Annotated in this window: 17 protein-coding genes; 10 read left to right on the top strand and 7 right to left on the bottom strand. The window is 37.4% G+C overall.

Going from position 1 to position 20,469, the window contains the following annotated elements; genetic code table 11:
* Positions 1-34: 34 nt before the first annotated feature.
* The 7 genes from OW492_RS00985 to malQ form a co-directional block, all read right to left on the bottom strand.
* Positions 35-226 (bottom strand): hypothetical protein, encoded by a 192-nt coding sequence (locus OW492_RS00985; protein ID WP_290037800.1) that lies wholly within the window; start codon positions 224-226, stop codon positions 35-37.
* Positions 227-333: 107 nt separating this feature from the next.
* Positions 334-1,101: a class II glutamine amidotransferase gene (locus OW492_RS00980; protein WP_290037799.1), complete on the bottom strand. Its 768-nt coding sequence runs from the start codon at positions 1,099-1,101 to the stop codon at positions 334-336.
* 11 nt (positions 1,102-1,112) lie between these two features.
* Positions 1,113-1,688, bottom strand: coding sequence for a D-sedoheptulose 7-phosphate isomerase (gene lpcA, locus OW492_RS00975; protein WP_290037798.1), 576 nt, complete (start codon positions 1,686-1,688; stop codon positions 1,113-1,115).
* 356 nt (positions 1,689-2,044) lie between these two features.
* Positions 2,045-2,329 (bottom strand): DUF1315 family protein, encoded by a 285-nt coding sequence (locus tag OW492_RS00970; protein WP_290037796.1) that lies wholly within the window; start codon positions 2,327-2,329, stop codon positions 2,045-2,047.
* A gap of 124 nt (positions 2,330-2,453) precedes the next feature.
* On the bottom strand, positions 2,454-4,556 hold the full coding sequence (gene glgX, locus OW492_RS00965) for a glycogen debranching protein GlgX (RefSeq protein WP_290037795.1): 2,103 nt from the start codon (positions 4,554-4,556) through the stop codon (positions 2,454-2,456).
* Positions 4,557-6,872, bottom strand: coding sequence for a 1,4-alpha-glucan branching protein GlgB (glgB, locus tag OW492_RS00960; RefSeq protein ID WP_290037794.1), 2,316 nt, complete (start codon positions 6,870-6,872; stop codon positions 4,557-4,559).
* A gap of 38 nt (positions 6,873-6,910) precedes the next feature.
* Positions 6,911-9,118 carry a 4-alpha-glucanotransferase gene (gene malQ / locus OW492_RS00955; protein ID WP_290037793.1) on the bottom strand — a complete coding sequence of 736 codons (2,208 nt, stop codon included), beginning with the start codon at positions 9,116-9,118 and terminating at the stop codon, positions 6,911-6,913.
* 268 nt (positions 9,119-9,386) lie between these two features.
* On the opposite strand from malQ, the gene OW492_RS00950 reads away from it, so the two are divergent.
* The 10 genes from OW492_RS00950 (at position 9,387) to OW492_RS00905 (ending at position 20,432) form a co-directional block, all read left to right on the top strand.
* Entirely contained in the window at positions 9,387-10,280 is an 894-nt protein-coding gene (locus OW492_RS00950; RefSeq protein WP_290037792.1) for a D-hexose-6-phosphate mutarotase, read from the top strand.
* Between the two features lie 364 nt (positions 10,281-10,644).
* Positions 10,645-11,637 (top strand): type I glyceraldehyde-3-phosphate dehydrogenase, encoded by a 993-nt coding sequence (gene gap / locus OW492_RS00945; protein ID WP_113819511.1) that lies wholly within the window; start codon positions 10,645-10,647, stop codon positions 11,635-11,637.
* A gap of 846 nt (positions 11,638-12,483) precedes the next feature.
* Positions 12,484-13,911, top strand: coding sequence for an exodeoxyribonuclease I (gene sbcB, locus OW492_RS00940; RefSeq protein WP_290037791.1), 1,428 nt, complete (start codon positions 12,484-12,486; stop codon positions 13,909-13,911).
* A gap of 262 nt (positions 13,912-14,173) precedes the next feature.
* Positions 14,174-15,139: a cysteine synthase A gene (gene cysK / locus OW492_RS00935; RefSeq protein WP_290038322.1), complete on the top strand. Its 966-nt coding sequence runs from the start codon at positions 14,174-14,176 to the stop codon at positions 15,137-15,139.
* 399 nt (positions 15,140-15,538) lie between these two features.
* Positions 15,539-15,796, top strand: a complete 258-nt coding sequence (locus OW492_RS00930) for an HPr family phosphocarrier protein (RefSeq protein WP_113818788.1) — start codon at positions 15,539-15,541, stop codon at positions 15,794-15,796.
* Positions 15,797-15,845: 49 nt separating this feature from the next.
* Positions 15,846-17,567 carry a phosphoenolpyruvate-protein phosphotransferase PtsI gene (ptsI, locus tag OW492_RS00925; protein ID WP_290037787.1) on the top strand — a complete coding sequence of 574 codons (1,722 nt, stop codon included), beginning with the start codon at positions 15,846-15,848 and terminating at the stop codon, positions 17,565-17,567.
* 68 nt (positions 17,568-17,635) lie between these two features.
* The gene (gene crr / locus OW492_RS00920) at positions 17,636-18,145 is read left to right on the top strand and encodes a PTS glucose transporter subunit IIA (RefSeq protein ID WP_290037785.1); all 510 of its coding nucleotides are present in this window, start codon (positions 17,636-17,638) and stop codon (positions 18,143-18,145) included.
* A gap of 125 nt (positions 18,146-18,270) precedes the next feature.
* Positions 18,271-18,621, top strand: coding sequence for an ArsC family reductase (locus OW492_RS00915; RefSeq protein WP_290037783.1), 351 nt, complete (start codon positions 18,271-18,273; stop codon positions 18,619-18,621).
* A gap of 9 nt (positions 18,622-18,630) precedes the next feature.
* A complete protein-coding gene (gene dapE, locus OW492_RS00910) occupies positions 18,631-19,764 on the top strand; it encodes a succinyl-diaminopimelate desuccinylase (RefSeq protein WP_290037782.1) in 1,134 nt (377 codons plus the stop codon).
* Entirely contained in the window at positions 19,761-20,432 is a 672-nt protein-coding gene (locus OW492_RS00905; RefSeq protein ID WP_290037780.1) for a M15 family metallopeptidase, read from the top strand. The genes dapE and OW492_RS00905 overlap by 4 nt, the downstream gene beginning before the upstream one ends.
* Positions 20,433-20,469: the final 37 nt, after the last annotated feature.

Here is a 20,469-nt window from a genome sequence, read left to right as displayed (position 1 = left end):
ATATTTTCAATTATTGATAGGGGTTATATGTAATCTAACTGAATAAAAGTACGTCACTGTTATGCAATATGGTGATGGCGTGCTCTTTACGCTTTTGTTGGCCACTCAGTTCAAATACAGCAGCAATAAAAGCGTCGCTAGCGAATTCAGGATAACTTAATGTGACTTGCAGCGCCGAACGTTCGAGGTAAGCTTGGTTGTAGACATCTTTTAATAAGTCAGCCATTTAGGGCACCGCCGGTTATTTAATTAAACGGCCTATCTTCTGAAGAAAATGATTAAGCATCAATAAACCTTGAGAAAACTAATGCTTAATATTCAATGAGTTAATATTTACAATACCCGTTCACCAAAATGAAAAACACAAAACTCACCTTCTTGCATTTTTGTCCATGCTTCGTCTTTGGTTAATGGACGAGTAGCAATCACAGTCACCACATCACTATCGGAGGTTTCTTCTTGAAAGTCCACGGTCATATCTTCGTCAATTAACTGTGCTTTACCAAAGGGTGCACGGCGTGTGATCCAATGTAAGTTATTAGTGCAATAACACATGACATATTCGCCGTCTGTTAATAACATATTAAATACACCTAACGCTTTTAACTGGTCGGCATACTCTGCTACTTTTTTAAACATGCTCAGCATATCTTCAGGTTGCTGTTGATATTCTTTATGTAATTTATCAATAATCCAACAGAAAGCACGCTCACTATCGGTTTGGCCAATTGGATTGGCATACCCCATCGCTAGACTTTCATAACCACTGAGTTGACCATTGTGTGCATAGGTCCAATTACGTCCCCATAATTCACGAATAAACGGATGCGTATTCTCTAAACTCACTCCGCCTCGGTTAGCCTGTCTAATATGACTGATCACCGATTTACTTTTTATTGGATATTGCTTCACTAATTCGGCAATTTTTGAATCACAACTTGGTTGAGGATCTTTAAAGCTTCGACAACCTTTACCTTCATAAAAAGTAATTCCCCAGCCATCTTTATGAGGGCCAGTTGCGCCACCACGTCTTATTAAACCACTAAAACTGAAACAGATATCCGTTGGGACATTGGCACTCATGCCTAATAATTCACACATTCTTTAGTAACCTAAACCATCTTTTTTTCAATTAAATAGATCAGGATATGAATGATCTTAATATGTACTTCTTGAATACGGTCAGCAAATCCAAAATGTGGTACTCGGACTTCAACATCAGCAAGACCAGCCATTTTACCACCATCTTTACCCGTCAAAGCAATTACCTTAATGCCCTTTTCTTTGGCAACTGCAATTGCTTTTAAAATGTTTTCTGAATTACCACTAGTCGACAAGCAAAACAGCACATCGCCACGACGGCCCACGCCTTCTAAATAACGCGCAAAAATTTGGTCATAACCATAATCGTTACCTACACATGAGATATGACTTGGATCTGAAATAGCAATCGCTGGGTATGAAGGACGATGTTCACGATAACGCCCTGTTAACTCTTCAGCAAAATGCATCGCATCACAATGCGAGCCACCGTTACCACAAGCTAATACTTTACCTTCGTTTTTAAAGGAATCAGCTAACAATGTCGCAGCATCTTCAATATGTTGTAAGTTGTTTTGGTCTGATAGGAAGGCAGATAACACAGTTTGTGCTTCTTGGAGCTCATCTTTGATTAATGATAAATTCATAATACTCACTTAATTGAATTAAAAACTGATAAACCACTCACCAGTTTGTTTATCGCTAGAAAAACTCATTAAACAACTAGCCTAAATACAGTTTAATGAGAAAATGATAAATATTGGCTTATACCAAAATTAATACCAATATTGTCAATGAAAATCAGTGATGCCTTTGGTTTTTACTGCTTAACAAAAGCCGCTTAAAGCATTTTTACATAAGTCTATTTTATCATAATAGACTGACGATATTTCATAAGGTTCGTCATAAAAGGGTTTAGTAACATCCAGTAGAATTCAATCATGGCAAGCTAACATTGCATAATAACATGTGAATTTAATCAGATAGTGAACTGCATGACTATTTATAAGTTAAGTAGATGAAGATCATCATTCTCATCAGTTTGAGCAAACTGTTTCTTTAACTCTTTTTTCGATTGCATATAGATCTCACCATTTTGTGCAATAGTAAAATGGTCTGGATCGATATTAAAGTGTTTCTGATAAGCCATCACTAGTTGCAATGAATGCGCTTTTTGCTCTTCACTTAAAGGCGCACCATCTAGCCACTTTCCGGTTTCCACTGCAGTACTGAGTTTTTGATAGAGTTCAGGGGTGATATTTTTTGCATACTCATTAATATTGGTCACGGTATTTACCTTGTACTACTTTAGATTCAATGCGATGAGTATATTTATTTGTTTAAAATTATCTAGTGCTGTTTTTAAAGAGAAAGCAATTTTAGGGGTTGCTCCTCTATAAAAGTGCGCTTACTCACTTTTTATTGCGGCTTTGTGCTTCAAACAATATTGTCGAGTGCGCTTTGGCATGAATAGATGTTTCCTGTGAGTTATTGTCTACCAATGCACCATCTGCGCAACTCGTATCTAGCATTTTACACCAGACCTTATTATCAGCTAAATCAGGTAATTCACAGGCAATTTGATAACTAGAAGCATTCAATATTAAATACCAATGTTCTCCATCAGCTTTTGCTTCTCTTAAAGATAATGCAATGGCTTGCGAGTTTGAGGCATGCCAATCGACCTCTTCCATTAAATAACCATCCGGATGATACCAAGTCACAATGTCACATTCTGGATCACTGTCATTTAAGTTTAAATCACCAAACAAGCGTGATTTAGCACGTAACGCAATCATATTAGTGGTGAAGGTATGCAACAACTGATCATTTTCAGATCGTTCCCAATTGATCCAACTAATTTGATTGTCTTGACAGTATGCATTGTTGTTACCAGATTGGTGGTTGCCCATTTCATCACCGGATAAAAAATGGGGTGTTCCCTGTGATAAAAACAAAGTAGCAATCATATTACGCTTTTGTTGTTGTCTCAGACGATTAATACGTTGATCTTCTGTCGGCCCTTCACAACCATAATTTGCTGATAAATTATGTCCATGACCATCACGGTTATTTTCACCATTTGCTTGATTATGACGTTCTTGAAAAGACACCAAATCATCCAAGGTAAAACCATCGTGGTAACAAATATAATTCACACTAGTTGTATTGGTTCTAAACTTACTCGGGAAGAAGTCATGTGAGCCTAATAGTCGTGTCGCAACTTCTGAAACTTTGCCCGTATCACCACGCCAAAATGAACGAATAGTATCTCGGTACCTATCATTACACTCTTTCCATTGCTCTGGGAAAGCACCTAAACGATAACCTCCTGGGCCGATATCCCAAGGCTCAGCAATCAATGTAACTTGGCTTAACACAGGATCTTGCATTAAGGCTTTAAAAAAAGCACTACGCTCAGTAAACCCAGTTTCTTCGCGCGCTAGAGTTACTGCTAAATCAAACCTAAAACCATCCACTTGCATTTCAGTTACCCAGTAACGAAGCGCATCCAGGGTCATTTTTAAGGACCAGGTATAATCGATATTAACTGTGTTTCCGCACCCAGAATGATTGCTATAGCGTTGGAAATCAACCCCCTGCTTATTACTCTCAAAACAATAATATTGACGGTTATCAAAGCCTTTTAAACTCAACACCAAGCCATCTGTACCCGATTCAGCAGTATGGTTAAATACAACATCTAAAATAACTTCAATGTTTGCAGCGTGTAACTCTTTAACCATAGTTTTAAATTCCGTAACAGCATCATATTGGCTATATCGAGACTCTGGAGAGAAGAAGTTGATTGGGTTATAGCCCCAATAATTTGTTAAACCGAGATCACTTAGGCGCGGTTCACTCATAAAACTGAAAACCGGCATAATTTGCAAACTGGTAACGCCTAGAGACTGGTAGTGTTTAATACTTTCAATATGAGATAAACCAAGGTACTTACCACGCATCGCTAGCGGAATAGCTGAGTTTGTTTGCGTAAAACCTTTAACATGTAACTCATATAAAATGCGTTCTTGATCTGGTATATTCGGCTTTTCAGTATCTTGCCAATCAAAATGGTCATCCACCACCACCGACTTTGCAACAAAGTTATCATCTAGGTCACTTTGCGCTTGTACAAAGCTATGCTGTACTTTGCTTAAGGCTTTTGCATAAGGGTCTATAAGCAGGTTATTTTTATTAAAAAATAACCCATTGGCAGGCTTAAACTCACCATCAACACGATAACCATAAGCTTGGCCGGCTTTAATCCCCGCTAAATGGATATGCCATAAGTGTGCATGTGATGAATTTAACGTGTAGCTATCAATTTGTTTCTCATACTTATCAAATAGACATAACTCAACGGAGCTTCCACCATGACTATGCACGACAAAGTTACATCCTTGTTCATCTAAGGTTGCACCTAAGGGAAAACAGTTGCCTTTAGTGGCAGTAAACAGTGATTGTTTATGATGCTGATTGGCTATCTCTATTTCAATCTCATGTTTAGACATTTAGGCACCTTTGCGTTTTAAATACACCGTTGATAATGGTGGTAAATTAACTACTATCGAATGTTTTTTTCCTTGCCATGGATGTGCTTCACTAATGAACACACCCATTTGTTCACCCATTTGGTAGTTACTGCCCCAATAATATTGACTGTCTGTATTAATCACTACTTCGTAATGACCGACCTCATCCACTGCAATACGATACATTTGACGAGGTACTGGTGTGAAGTTAGAGACACAAATCACATATTGGCTTTTGTCTAGATTATAGCGAACAAACGAAATAATGCTGTTGTGATCATCACTGTGATCTAACCATTCAAAACCTTGCGGTTGATAATCAGATTCATACATCGCTGGGTTGGTTTTATAAAAGTAATTGAGATCCGATATAAGTTGTTGTTGTCCTTTATGTTTTTCAAACTCTAGAATATCCCAATCCAAACTATGGTCATGGTTCCATTCACGGCTTTGTGCAAATTCAGCACCCATAAAGTTTAATTTTTTACCCGGATGTCCGTACATGTACCCCATATAAGCACGTAAATTAGCGGCAGTTTGCCATTCATCACCGGGCATTTTATCCAATAAACTTTTTTTACCATGTACCACTTCGTCGTGTGATAAAGGCAAAATAAAATGTTCATTATAATGATATGCCATGGCAAACGTCATCTCATTATGATGGTACTTACGGTACATAGGATCCTGTGACATATAATTTAATGAGTCATGCATCCATCCCATGTTCCACTTAAAGCCAAATCCTAAACCGCCTTCAAAAGTTGGTTTAGATACCCCTGCAAAAGCAGTCGACTCTTCAGCAATGGTCATGGCATTTGGGAATTGGCTGTAAACTTCTTCGTTAAACCATTTCAACAGACTAATTGCTTCATAGTTATGATTACCACCATCAACGTTAGGTACCCATTCACCCTCTTCACGTGAGTAATCCCAATACAACATTGAAGCAACTGCATCCACTCGTAAGCCATCCACGTGGAACTTATCTAACCATATCAATGCACTTGCTACTAAGAATTGGCGAACATTATCACGTCCAAAGTCATAGATATAAGAGTTCCAATCTGGATGCCAACCGCGGCGAGGATCTTCATATTCATAAAGAGGGGTGCCATCAAAGCGTGCCAATCCATGTGGGTCTGCAGGAAAATGTGCCGGTACCCAATCAATAATAATGCCTAAACCCACTTGGTGACATTGATCAATAAAGTATTTGAGGTCATCGGCATCACCAAAACGACTGGTTGCCGCAAATAAGCCAACAGGCTGATAACCCCAAGAGCCATCAAAAGGAAATTCAGAGATAGGCATTACTTCTAGGTGTGTATACCCCATCCCTAGTAAATAAGGTAGTAGCTCTTCTGCTAACTCTCGGTAAGTTAACATGCGCTCCTCACCATTCTCACGCTTGCGTTTCCATGAGCCAAGGTGAACTTCGTAAATACTCATCGGCGCATAACGTTTGTCACCTACTTGTGATTCTCTCCACGCTTGGTCATTCCATTGATACTGTTCATGATCAACCACAATCGAAGCATGAGAAGGATATTGTTCAGCTTGGAAACCAACAGGGTCGGCTTTGTGCGGTAAACGGTGACCAGCAGCATCTTTTAATTCATATTTATAAGCACACCCAGCCTTTAAATCGGGAATAAACAGTACCCAATGACCACACCAACTTTTTTGCATTGGGTGATGTTGTCCATTCCAAAAATTATGCTCAGAAATAAGACTCACGCTGCTTGCATTAGGCGCATAAACAATAAACCTTACACCGCTAATAGCAACACCATTAATCTCTACACTTTTAAGTTGAGCACCTAAGGTGTGATATACATTTTGTGGCGCTTCATGCAAAGTCGACAAGCCTTCAAATGCAATTTCATGAAACTGGTAAGGGTCAATAACTTGATGCGTATCACGGGCATAAGTAACGATGAGTTTGTAAATAAATCGTTCACTAACATTTGGTAAATTAATTTCAAATAATCCTGAGTCATAGACCTTTATTAATTGGCCAGAATTATTGGAACCATCTATAGCAACAAATTCAACTGCTTTCGCATCAGGTAACCAAACTCTTAATAGAAAGCCTGGATTATCTATATGTTTAATTAAACCTAATGTTTCAAAAGGGTTCGCTAAATTAGCTTTCTCTAATTTTGTTAATAACGTTGACTTTAATGGGGTTGCCACTAACTTATTCTGCAATTCAATATCTTTAACCAGCGTCTGTTTCGGTTGTTTTTTATTGCTGTTAGCTACCGGTTTTTCCACATTTTTCTTAGTCATATTCATTACCTAATCAGAAATTATTTAATCGTTTACTATTAGCGAGACCGTGCTTCTGTCACTTGCTTTAATAATGAGACAATATCTTTATCGGCAAAAAGTGCCTCTAAGTTATGCGATAGTTTACGCTGCCAATTTCGATACTCGTCACTTGTTCCAGGTACATTAACGGGTTGTTCCATCTCTAAAAAGTCTTCTAATTGTAAACTGAGTAGTGACGCACTTCCCCCTGCAAGATGTTGTTGTAATTTGAAACTTAACTGTTTGTCCATGCCGGTATTATTTGCATCATGGTATAGGTCATCTGGAATGGAATGATGCCCATGTAAACTATTTAAAATTTGTTGTTTGGCATTAACGCGATCACTTAATAACCGTTCAAATACCTCTTGATCTGGGTATAACCCTAACTCACGTCCTAAATAAAGGTCTTCACAATGCCAATAACCTTTAATAGTCGGCATATCATGAGTCGATAACGTCGCCATTGCTTGTTGTATATAATGACTAGGTGAAATAAACCCACCATCAGATGCTTGCTCAAAAAAGAACACTTTGTAGGAATAGACACCAGCTTCTTGCAATAAAGTATCCATCCCTTCTGGCACAGTACCTAAATCTTCACCGATCACTAAGCATTGGTTACGTACGCTTTCTAACGCTAATATATTAAGCATGTCATAGACATTATAATAAACGTAGGCTCCACTATCGGCGGTTTCCCCTTCTGGCACCCACCATAACCTGAGCAAGGCCATCACATGATCAATACGCAGTGCCCCACAATAACTCATATTTGCTTGTAACAAGTCAATAAACGGCTGATAACCCGATTGATAAAGTTGATCTGGAGCCCAAGGTGGTAATCCCCAGCTTTGTCCAAGTGGCCCTAATACGTCAGGTGGCGCACCAATACTAATATTTTCACAGTATAAGTCATGGTTAGCCCAAACATCGCTGGCACTTTTACCAACACCTACTGCCAAATCACGATATAAACCAAGAGACATCCCCAAAGATTGAGCTAATTGATCTGCTTCATCTAATTGCTTCTCTGTGACCCATTGACAATAACACCAGAATAAAATTTCTTGCGCATTATCATCACACCATTGTTGTGTACCGTCACTTGAGAAAGATTGAAATCCTGCCGGCCATGCAGGCCAGCCCCATGCATTTTCATCTTCAGATAAAAATTTAAACCGTAATGCATCATAGGCAGCCTGTTGTTTCAACGCGTCACCTTTCTCCGCAATATATCGTTTAAGAGCATCAAGGCGCTTCAACTTTTGTATATTACTGTTGTTCTCTTCACTATTTAATAAAGTTGCAAACAATTCACGCAATGCAGACAGTTTTAATTTTGTGACCTGCTCATAGTCAACCCACTCTGTAGCGCGTAATGCAGATAATGTTGATTGGAATGCATCACCTGCGAATTGCTCTTGCAATGACTCACAATGTTGAAACTCAGGCACAGCGGTAATATCAGTATAAATAATATTTAACCACTGGCGTGAAGAAGGACTATAAGGGCTTGCTTGGTTAGGCTGTGATGGGTTTAATGCATGTATAGGATTTAAACCAATAAAATCTCCGCCATTTTCAGCAGTTTTTTGTAGTAACACTTTTAAATCAGAAAAATCTCCAATCCCCCAGTTTGTTTCACTTTTTAAACAATACAACTGGACACTGGTTCCCCACAGTTTTTTACCTTGTTGGATAACTTCAGGCGTAAAACAACGTTCCGGTGTAATAATTAACGACATCTCTGCAAGCGGTTCGTCATTACCTTCTTCTAATAAGGTTAGACGGTGATAGCCAATATTGAGGGGGACTGCAAGTTCAACTTCATATAGTTGAAACTCGATTTCGTTTATCTCTTTGCTGCCTACCAAAGAGAAATCAGTAGCAGTTATTTGCGTATCAATTTCTAGACCATCTTCAGTGGTAGTTCTGTAAACGAGAGGCTCGGTAACAAAGTCGATAGGTAGATGTACTTCCAGCGCATAACTTTGTGCTTGTTGTACAACCATCACGGGAGCAAGAACCGATAACCAATGTTGTAATTCTTGTTGTTGATAATAGTCCATCAATGCAACTTCATCATCAGCATTAATTCCCATGTGATTAATCAGATTTTTGATTTTGTCTTCGGTAACTGTCGCCGGATTCCCCCATGCATCAACAAAATGCTGGTCTATTCCTTTGAGTTGCATAAATGATTCTAATGCAGGACTATTCATAAAACACCTATCTATATAGTTAACTTACTGTCATATTGACACGTTAAAATGAGTATTTAACTAATGGCGCGGTTTTGCAATGACTTAATCACTCAAATATCCTCATTGCATAAAATATAACTGATAAAGTAAGCACTTTGGATAAATAAATATATAAAAAATTAACTGATAGCAAGAAAACTAGCATTTATTATTTTCAATCAATTTTGCTGGTGAGAAGTTAAATATAATGACTATGCTGTATATTATTCATTACATAGGAAACACTATGATTTCACATTTAAAACTTAAGACAATCAGAACATTAAATGAACATGTAAGTATTAAAGTTGATCAAAATGATTTTGAATTTATCATTTTAAAGCATAAAAAGTTCGATGCAGCCTTTAGTTTACACGGTGCTCATCTTGTCCACTTCCAAGCTAAACAATCAGCCCCTCTCATCTATCTCAGCAAAACCGCTATATTTGATTCAAAGAAAGCAATTCGAGGAGGTGTGCCTATTTGCTGGCCTTGGTTTGGCAGCACACAACAAAGTAAACAGAATGGATTAGCGTCACATGGTTTTGCACGTACCAGTGAATGGACTTTATCAACAATTGATATCACCGATATAGGCATTAATATTGAATTTTCATTAGAATCCAGCCAATACACTAAAACTATCTGGCCTTATGATTTCAATCTGACCTTAAAAGCATCCTTAACTGATCATATTGAATTAACATTAATCACAGAAAACACCGGCGATTCGCCTTTTAACTATAGTGGTGCATTACATACTTACTTACATATCGCAGATCAACGACAATGTTCAGTGACAGGTTTAGCAACAAGCTACACCGATTCATTACAAAATAATCAAGCAAAACAAAGTCACCAAGCACTTAACATCGACCACCCTATTGATTCAATCTATGCTGTCAATGACACTGCGATTGTGGTTAACGATGGCGCTTACCAGCGCACAATAGCAGTGAGTAACGAAGGAAATGATTCTGTTGTCGTGTGGAACCCATGGGTTGAAGGTGCAAAAGCCTTTGCTGATATGCCCGATGATGGTTATCAAACCATGCTTTGTATTGAATCGGCTATCACTGCAGACCCAGGTCAATTAGTGGCGGCTGGTGAAACACACTCTTTAAAAACAGTGATTAAATAGTACAAAACTTTCATAAATTTTAAAAAAAGTTACAAAACACAAACAAAAAAATCTATTTTATGAAATATAGTTATGGAACTGGTTACAGATAGCTATTGACTTAAATAAAAACCTAAAATAGTGCGAGAATTAATAGTTTAATGATGGTTTTTCTTTATTTTATCGAGAATTGCCCTTAATATGCCCTAGTAATTTAATTACTGTGATATTAGTTCAAAAAAACACTAATAGCTGATTAACGAAATAGTGAGCAAGAAAAGTGTTTTTTAGAGCTTATAACTTGACTAACATCAAATCCTAAGTGTCGAAGGCATTTATAATGATGACAAGTTAAAAAAATCAAACATCCATAAGGAAAAATAAAATGACAATTAAAGTAGGTATTAACGGCTTCGGTCGTATCGGCCGTTTCGTATTCCGTGCAGCATGTGAACGTGCTGATGTTGAAGTTGTTGCAATCAATGACTTAATCGACGTTGAATACATGGCTTACATGCTTAAATATGACTCAACTCACGGTCGTTTCAACGGTACTGTTGAAGTTAAAGACGGTAACCTAATCGTAAACGGTAACACAGTACGTGTAACTGCTGAGCGTAACCCTGAAGATCTAAAATGGGACGCAGTTGACGTAGACGTAGTTGCTGAAGCAACTGGTCTTTTCCTTACTGACGAAACAGCTCGTAAGCACATCACTGCAGGCGCGAAAAAAGTTGTTTTAACTGGTCCTTCTGGCGACGTTCCTATGTTCGTTAACGGCGTAAACTTCTCTGAGTACGCTGGTCAAGATATCGTTTCTAACGCTTCTTGTACTACTAACTGTCTTGCTCCTATCGCTAAAGTACTTAACGATAAATGGGGTATTGAATCAGGTCTAATGACGACTGTTCATGCAACTACTGCAACTCAAAAAACTGTTGATGGTCCATCTGTTAAAGATTGGCGCGGCGGTCGTGGTGCTTCTCAAAACATCATCCCATCTTCAACTGGTGCTGCTAAAGCTGTAGGTAAAGTAATTCCTGAGCTAAACGGTCTTCTAACTGGTATGGCTTTCCGTGTACCAACTGCTGACGTTTCTGTTGTTGACTTAACTGTTAACCTAAAAACTGCTGCTACATACGAAGAAATCTGTGCTGAAATGAAACGTGCTTCTGAAAATGAAATGGCTGGCGTTCTTGGTTACACAGACGAAGCTGTTGTTTCTCAAGATTTCATCGGTGAAATCCAAACTTCAGTATTTGATGCTGCTGCTGGTCTTTCTCTAACTGACAAATTCGCTAAAGTTGTATCTTGGTACGACAACGAAATCGGTTACTCAAACAAAGTGTTAGACTTAGTTGCTCTTATCTCTAAATAAGACAAACTACTAAATTTTGTTATCAAGCCTATACTTCGGTATGGGCTTTTTTATATCTAGAGTTTAAGGTTTAAGGTTTAAGGTTTAAGGTTTAAGGTTTAAGGTTTAAGCATGTTATTTTTTCAAAGTAATAACAAAATCGAACTAGATAAAAAATAAAGTACTAAACCTAGTTGCTCTTATTTCTAAATAAGAAAAGAACTAAACACTTTTATAAAAATTACGGTGTTGCAATTATTTTTTGTATCTAGCGCGCTCTGAATCAATAGTAAATAAGTAGTATTAAATCCCTGTCCATTTTTATGTAAACAACCTGTAATTATTTTTGTATATTTTGTTGCCTTGTTGTAACTCAAGTAACATTATGAAGAAGCATGTTAGCTACGAGAGATAAATTTATAATGTATTTTGAGCTATCACACACCTCCAGAAACCTATTATATAAGAGTTCTGCGATTTATTTTCACAACAACAGCACACAATAAAATAACCTTTCATCTCCGACTACTATTTGTTCTTTGATAAAGATAAATTGTAATTATGGATACAGAAAAGCAACAAAATCGATTTATTGCATAACTCGTTCTATGCTCAACAGACTCTAAGCTTACTTGTCATTACAGTTTAAAAACTCGTATTTAAAATAAATAAGCAGTGTTAACTGTCTGGATTAAACAGTAAGAATTATGTGGCTGATTAAATTGTCGACATGCTTTTTCAAATAAAACCTAAAGCGCTATTAAATTAATCAATTAAACTTACTTTTCAGTAACATTCATCTCAATTGATTCGCTTTTTAATAGTAAATTCGACACAATATAACGACATTAATTACGGGTAAATATTATGAATCAAGTATCACCAAGCCTATTATGGCATGACTATGAAACCTTCGGATTAAATCCAGGCACAGATCGCCCTTCACAGTTTGCTGGTATTAGAACCGATCTTGATTTGAATATTATTTCAGAACCATATCAATGGTATTGTCGACCACCCAATGATTATTTACCCGCACCTGAAGCTTGCCTTGTAACGCGGATTACTCCGCAATATGCGTTACAACATGGTGAGTTTGAAAACCAATTCATTTTTAATATTTTACAACAGTTCCAGCAGGCTAATACCTGTGTAGTGGGTTATAACAACATTCGTTTTGACGATGAAGTGACTCGGTTTACCTTGTATCGAAATTTTCATGATCCTTACCAAAGAGAATGGCAGAATGGTTGTTCTCGTTGGGACATTATCGATATGGTGCGAGCGTGTTATGCATTGAGGCCGGAAGGTATCGAGTGGGTATTTGATGAAAATGATGCGCCCTCTTTTAAATTAGAGTTATTAACAAAAGCGAACGATATTGTGCATCAACAGGCTCATGATGCGATGTCCGATGTTTACGCCACGATTGCCATGGCTAAATTGATCAAAGAGACACACCCTAAACTTTATGATTACTGTTACAACTTAAGACAAAAAAACAAAGTATTAAATGAATTAAAGCTAGGTTCTTTTGCTCCATTAGTTCATATCTCTGGCATGTTTCCAGCGCTACAAGGTTGTTGCTCATATATTTTACCTATCGCACAGCACCCAACTAATAATAATGCAGTTATTGTTGTTGATTTAAACAAAGATTTATCACAATTATTGTCATTAGATATCGAACAGATTCAATCTTATTTATATACCGCAACCGACAACTTGCCAGAAGGGATTAATCGCCCGCCAATTAAGCTGATTCATATTAATAAATGCCCAATTGTTGCAAGTGCAAAAACCTTAACGGCAGATCGTGCAAAAGAATTAGGAATTGATGCCAAACAATGCAGAGAGTCAATGAATTTATTTCTAGCTAATAAGCAATTGGTAGATAAGCTGACGGCTGTTTTTGATACTGAAGCAAAAAGTACAGGGCAGCAGCAACCTGAACAAAAACTGTATTCAGGCGGTTTTCCTTCAGCAAACGATAAAAAGCAAGCAAAAGAGATCACTCAATTATCGCCGCAACAAATCGAATCCTACCAAGTTCACTTTGATGATCCAAACCTAGAGATATTATGGAATCGCTACAAAGCGAGAAACTATCCACAAACGTTAAACAGCGAAGAGCTGCAAAAATGGAATCGTCATAGGGAGGCTTATTTCATCGAAAATGTTGATAACTACATATCACGCTTAGAAATACTCGCAATTGAGCATCAACATAGTGAAGAAAAAATTGCAGTTTTACAAAAGCTCAGTCATTACTTAGAATTTTTAACCAACAACTAACGTTTTCATTTGCGCATATCAAGGTTACTTGTGTGCGCAGATAACTTTATCTGCGTAAACAATCCAGTACCCGATCAGAAATAGCCTGATTCATAAAATAAAATGTAATTTCACTTACTAAACAATTACTTTAAAAGAGAGTGATAATCCAACATATCTCAAAAATCTATATGGTATAACAAAATTTCACTTCCGCATTTTTAAACATTGGATATGCTATAAGCTATCTATAAAAAAACACCCAACCAATAGGAACAATATGATGAGTAAGATTTTTAGCGATAATTCACAAGCAATTGGTAACACTCCACTAGTACGTTTGAACAATGTAACTACAGGCAATGTATTTGCAAAAGTTGAAAGTCGTAACCCAAGCTTCAGCGTTAAATGTCGTATTGGTGCAAACATGATTTTAGCAGCAGAAAAAGACGGTACGTTAACTAAAGATGTTGAATTAGTTGAAGCGACAAGTGGTAATACTGGTATCGCACTTGCTTTTGTTGCTGCAGCTCGTGGTTACAAAATCACCTTAACAATGCCAAACACAATGAGTATTGAACGTCGTAAATTATTAAAAGCACTAGGTGCAAACCTTGTGTTAACTGATGGTGCTCTAGGTATGAAAGGCGCAATCAACAAAGCAGAAGAATTAGCACAGTCTGAAACGAAAAAATACTTAGTCTTACGTCAATTCGAAAACCCTGCAAATCCTGAAATCCACGTAGAAACAACTGGCCCAGAAATCTGGAATGATACAGACGGTGAAATTGATGTATTTGTAGCTGGTGTTGGTACCGGTGGTACTATCTCTGGTGTTAGCCGTTACATTAAAGAAATTAAAGGTAAAGCGATTACAAGTGTTGCTGTTGAACCAACAGATTCGCCAGTTATTTCACAAACTTTAGCTGGTGAAGAAGTTAAACCTGGCCCTCACAAAATCCAAGGTATTGGCGCAGGTTTCATCCCTAAAAACTTAGATATGACATTAATTGACCGTGCAGAGCAAGTAAGCAACGAAGATGCAATTGCAATGGCACGTCGCTTAATGGAAGAAGAAGGTATTTTAGCGGGTATTTCTTCAGGTGCAGCAGTTGTTGCAGCAGCACGTTTGGCAGCTGAACCTGAATACAAAGATAAGAATATCGTGGTTATTTTACCAAGTTCTGGTGAGCGTTACCTATCAACTGCACTTTTTGCAGGTGTATTTGAAGGCGAAAACTTCGCATAATCAAAACCCTAAATAGCTTAAAAAAGGTGCTTTTTAGCACCTTTTTTCATATCTAAATGTTGTAAAAACTTAGGCCTGCTCAAAAAACACCCAAAAACAGCAATAATACATAGTTTTCCCCCTCAAAGCGGAGAAAATCGTTGACCTAGTACCCCATATTTAGGATCATTAAATATGATATTGAACGTTTTAATAACGGTTGCTTAAAGATGAGTGAGCCTAGAGAAAAACTTAATATTTAGTTAATAGCTATTATCAATTTTTTCTTTTATTCCAACCTCTCATTTTTAAAGTTTATACGCTGCATTTTAACAATTTCAATGTCGTTCAATAGCAATTTTTTTTTACATCAATTAAAATTTGCTATCATTACAAATTTAAATTTATTAAGGTGTTACCATGTATCAAAAAACAGTAACTATCACGGCTCCAAACGGTCTTCATACTCGCCCTGCAGCACAATTTGTTAAAGAAGCAAAATCTTTTGCATCTGACATTTCTGTTGAAGTAGGTAGCAAATCTGCAAGTGCAAAAAGTCTTTTCAAACTACAAACTCTTGGTTTAACTCAAGGCACATCAGTGAACATTAAAGCTGAAGGCGCAGACGAGCAAAAAGCTGTTGATACGCTTGTTGAGTTAATGGCAACATTAGTTTAATACATATATCTTTCAATAAGATAAAAATTTAGTAGTTTAAGGATAGGTTATGATATCTGGCATACTGGCATCCCCTGGTATTACGTTTGCAAAAGCATTGTTATTACAAGAAGACGAAATTTCTCTCAATACTGAGAAAGTAAGCGATATTGAGCATGAAATTTCTCGCTTTCTTGATGGCCGAGCAAAAACTTCAGCTCAACTAGAAGTAGTTAAGCAAAAAGCTCTTGAGACATTTGGTGAAGAGAAAGAAGCTATCTTCGAAGGGCATATAATGCTGCTTGAAGATGAAGAGCTTGAAGAAGATATCATCACCTATATCAAGAAAAATAAATGTACAGCAGACTACGCAGTTAACGCAGTAGTTGAAGAAAACGCACAAATGCTACAAGAGTTGGACGATCCTTACTTACGTGAGCGTGCTGCGGACTTCCGTGACATCGGTAATCGTTTATTAAAAAATGTATTAGGCATTGAGATTGTTAATCTTAGTGATATTTCAGAAGAGGTTGTGTTAATTGCAAATGACCTAACACCTTCTGAAACGGCACAAATTAACCTTGATAAAGTATTAGGTTTCATTACCGATATTGGTGGTCGTACTTCACATACTTCGATCATGGCTCGTTCATTAGAAATTCCTGCAATTGTTGGTACTAACGATATTACTCAAAAAGTGCAGAATGGCGATATGGTTATTCTTGATGCTTTAAACAACAAAGTAATCATCAACCCAACAGATGCGCAACTAGAAGAAGCTAAAACGGTTCGTGAAGAGTTCTTACACGAAAAAGCTGAACTAGCTAAATTAAAAGATTTACCTGCAACAACGACTGATGGCCATCAAGTTGAAGTTGGTGCAAACGTGGGCTCTGTAAAAGACACTGACGGTGCTAAGCGCAATGGCGCAGAATGTGTAGGTTTATACCGCACTGAATTCCTATTCATGGACAGAGACCAATTACCAACTGAAGAAGAACAGTTCCTTGCATACAAAGATGTTGTAGAAGCAATGGAAGGTAAAGCTTGTATTATCCGTACTATGGATATCGGTGGCGATAAAGATCTTCCTTACTTAGATCTACCAACTGAATTAAACCCATTCCTAGGATGGCGTGCAATTCGTATCTGTTTTGATCGCCCTGAGATTATGAATCCACAATTACGTGCCCTACTGCGTGCCTCTGCATTTGGTAAGATTCGTATCATGTTCCCAATGATCATTTCAGTTGAAGAGATCCGCAAGTTAAAAGATATCTTAGAAACATTAAAAGTTGAGCTACGAGATGAGAATCTTGCTTTTGATGAAGAGATTGAAATCGGTGTAATGATTGAAACACCAGCAGCTTCAGCAATTGCTCACCACTTAATTAAAGAAGTAGACTTCTTCAGTATTGGTACAAATGATTTAACACAGTACACACTAGCTGTAGACCGTGGAAACGAACTAATTTCTGATCTATACAACCCATTAACACCATCTGTTTTAACTATCATTAAAACAGTTATTGATGCATCTCATGCAGCTGGCAAATGGACAGGTATGTGTGGTGAACTAGCAGGTGATGAACGTGCAACACTATTACTACTTGGTATGGGCTTAGATGAGTTCTCAATGAGTGCAATTTCAATCCCTACGGTTAAGAAAGTTATCCGTAGCACTAGCTTTGAAGATGCAAAAGCGCTAGCTGATAAAGCATTATCAATGGCAACAGCTGCAGAAATAGAAGCCTTAGTTAACGACTTCAATAAAGCTAAAGGTATTAGTTAACTGATTGATAAGTGAGGTGAGCTTGTACTTACCTCCCTTTTTATTTTATTAAATTGGAGTTTAGTTATATGGGTTTTTTTGATTCTTTAAAAAAAGCGGTTAGCGGTAATACACAAACAGCAAATACTATTGATATTATTGCACCTTTATCGGGTGAAATAATTGCTATTGAAGATGTGCCAGATGTTGTTTTTGCTGAAAAAATTGTTGGTGATGGTATTGCTATTCGTCCTACTGGTAACAAAATGGTCGCACCATGTGACGGAGAAATTGGTAAGATTTTCGAAACTAACCATGCATTTTCGTTAGAATCTACGGATGGTATTGAACTATTCGTACACTTTGGTATCGATACTGTTGAGTTAAAAGGCGAAGGTTTCACGCGTATTGCTCAAGAAGGACAGAAAGTAAAAGCAGGTGATACTATCATCGAATTTGATCTAGCTTTATTAACCGAAAAAGCAAAATCTATTTTAACGCCTGTTGTTATTTCTAACATGGATGAAATTAAAGAGTTACAGAAAATGTCAGGCACTGTTGAAGTGGCGTCTGACCCTGTACTTAAAATCGTTAAATAATCATAACTATCCTTCGATAAAAAAGTCGCTTTTGCGGCTTTTTTCATTTTAGCCCTACCTTGTTCTTAACTTCTCTTTCTTGTTACAATCATTTATCTTTTTATTTCACATTAGAAGCATTCTTAATGACAACAACTATGTACGGTATCCCTAATTGCGATACCATAAAAAAAGCACAGAAATGGCTAAAAGAAAACGATATTGCATTCACTTTTCATGATTACCGCAAAGATGGGTTAGATGACACACTATTAACTCAATTTTACACAGTGACTTCATGGGATGAGCTATTAAATAAACGCAGTACCAGTTACCGCGCACTAACAGATCAGCAAAAAGAAAACCTTGGTGAACATACCGTAAGTGCTCTTTTCATTGAGTCACCTACTTTAATTAAACGCCCTCTTATTATTCATAATGGTAAAGCCATTGTTGGATTTAATGCCAAAAACTATCAATCTTTTTTTGCTGTATAAGGAAATACAATGAGCAATTCACCAGTCGTATCGTTATTAGAAGATTTAATCAGTCGTCGCTCTGTTACTCCGGAAGACGCTGGATGCCAAGCCCTACTTATCTCACGTTTAGAAAAACTGGGTTTTGTTTGTGAAACAATGGAATTTGAAGATACATTAAACCTATGGGCAAGAAGAGGCACTGAAGCTCCTTTGTTTTGTTTTGCTGGACATACCGACGTAGTGCCACCAGGGCCAGAAGAAAAATGGAATACACCACCATTTGAACCAACAATTATCGATGGCATGTTATATGGTCGTGGTGCCGCTGACATGAAAAGTGGTATCGCTTGCTTCATGTTAGGTTTAGAAGCATTTATCGAAGAACATCAAGATCATAAAGGGTCTATTGCCCTGTTAATTACCAGTGATGAAGAAGGTCCTTTTATTAACGGTACAACACGTGTGATAGATGTTTTAGAAGCGCGTAATGAAAAAATTGATTACTGTATAGTTGGTGAACCATCAAGTACTAGCCATGTTGGCGACATTATCAAAAATGGCCGTCGAGGTTCATTAACTGCAGACATCACCGTTAAAGGTACACAAGGACATGTTGCCTATCCGCACCTTGTTAACAATCCGATTCATTTAGCTTCTCCTGCTTTAGCAGAATTAGTACAAACTGAATGGGATAAAGGCAATCAGTATTTCCCTGCAACTAGTTTTCAAATTACTAATTTCAATTCTGGTACCGGTGCGAGCAATGTTGTACCCGGGGATGCAGTTGTACAATGTAACTTCCGTTATTCAACAGAGCTAACAGCTGAAATGTTAACTGAAAAAGTGGAAGGTATTTTGAATAAGGCTGGCTTTGAATACGATATTAAGTGGACTTATAACGGCCAACCTTTTATCACTGAGCCAGGCTCATTAACTGATGCTGTTGCTCAAGCTATTTTAGCGACAAACGGCATCACTACAGAGCTTTCGACCAGTGGTGGTACTTCTGATGCGCGCTTTATTGCTCCAACAGGTGCTCAAGTAGTTGAATTAGGCCCCATTAATGCAACGATTCATAAAGTAAACGAATCAACAGATATTGCACAGTTAGATGAATTAGTCGATATCTTTAAGTTAACACTGAAAAACTTACTAGTATGAACCTACTTGAATTGACAGGTCAATCGCAAACTCATTTAGTTGAGTTTGCACCTAACAGGTTACTGCATAAGCAAGTAATAGCAGACTTTACTGGGTTACAGAACAGTGCTAAAAATGCAGGCTTTACCTTGCATATTGCTAGTGCATTCCGTAGTTTTGAGCGTCAATTACAAATATGGAATAATAAGTATTCAGGTATCACGGCTATTTTAGATAAACAAGAAAAGCCTATTGATATCAAATCTGTGGATGAGTTAGATAAGCTTTACCACCTACTACATTGGTCAGCTCTACCAGGTGCCAGTCGGCATCATTGGGGAACCGATATCGATGTATACGACCCAAGCTTATTACCGCAAGGTCAGTCACTACAGCTGAAAAAAAATGAATACTTAAATGGTGGATATTTTAGTGAATTAACCGATTGGTTAAGTGAGAATATGCAGAAATTTGGCTTCTATCGCCCTTACCAGAAAGATCAAGGCGGCGTTGCGGAAGAACCATGGCATTTAAGCTATTTCCCAATTTCTGAAACTTGCTTAGTTCAATTAGACCTAGATTTAATTCGGGACACAATCCAATCTCATGATATTTTAGGTAAAACGTTGATCCAACAAGAGCTAGTTAATATCTATCAACAGTATGTGTGTAACTTAACACCCAGATAAATATTGAGTTTTCTTAAAAAACAAAAAGCCAAGGTAT

The sequence above is a fragment of the Psychromonas sp. 14N.309.X.WAT.B.A12 genome (assembly GCF_030397575.1).
Taxonomy (GTDB): Bacteria; Pseudomonadota; Gammaproteobacteria; order Enterobacterales; family Psychromonadaceae; genus Psychromonas.
The sequence above is the reverse complement of the archived record's forward strand: the minus strand, read 5'-3'. Positions and strand labels throughout refer to the sequence as shown.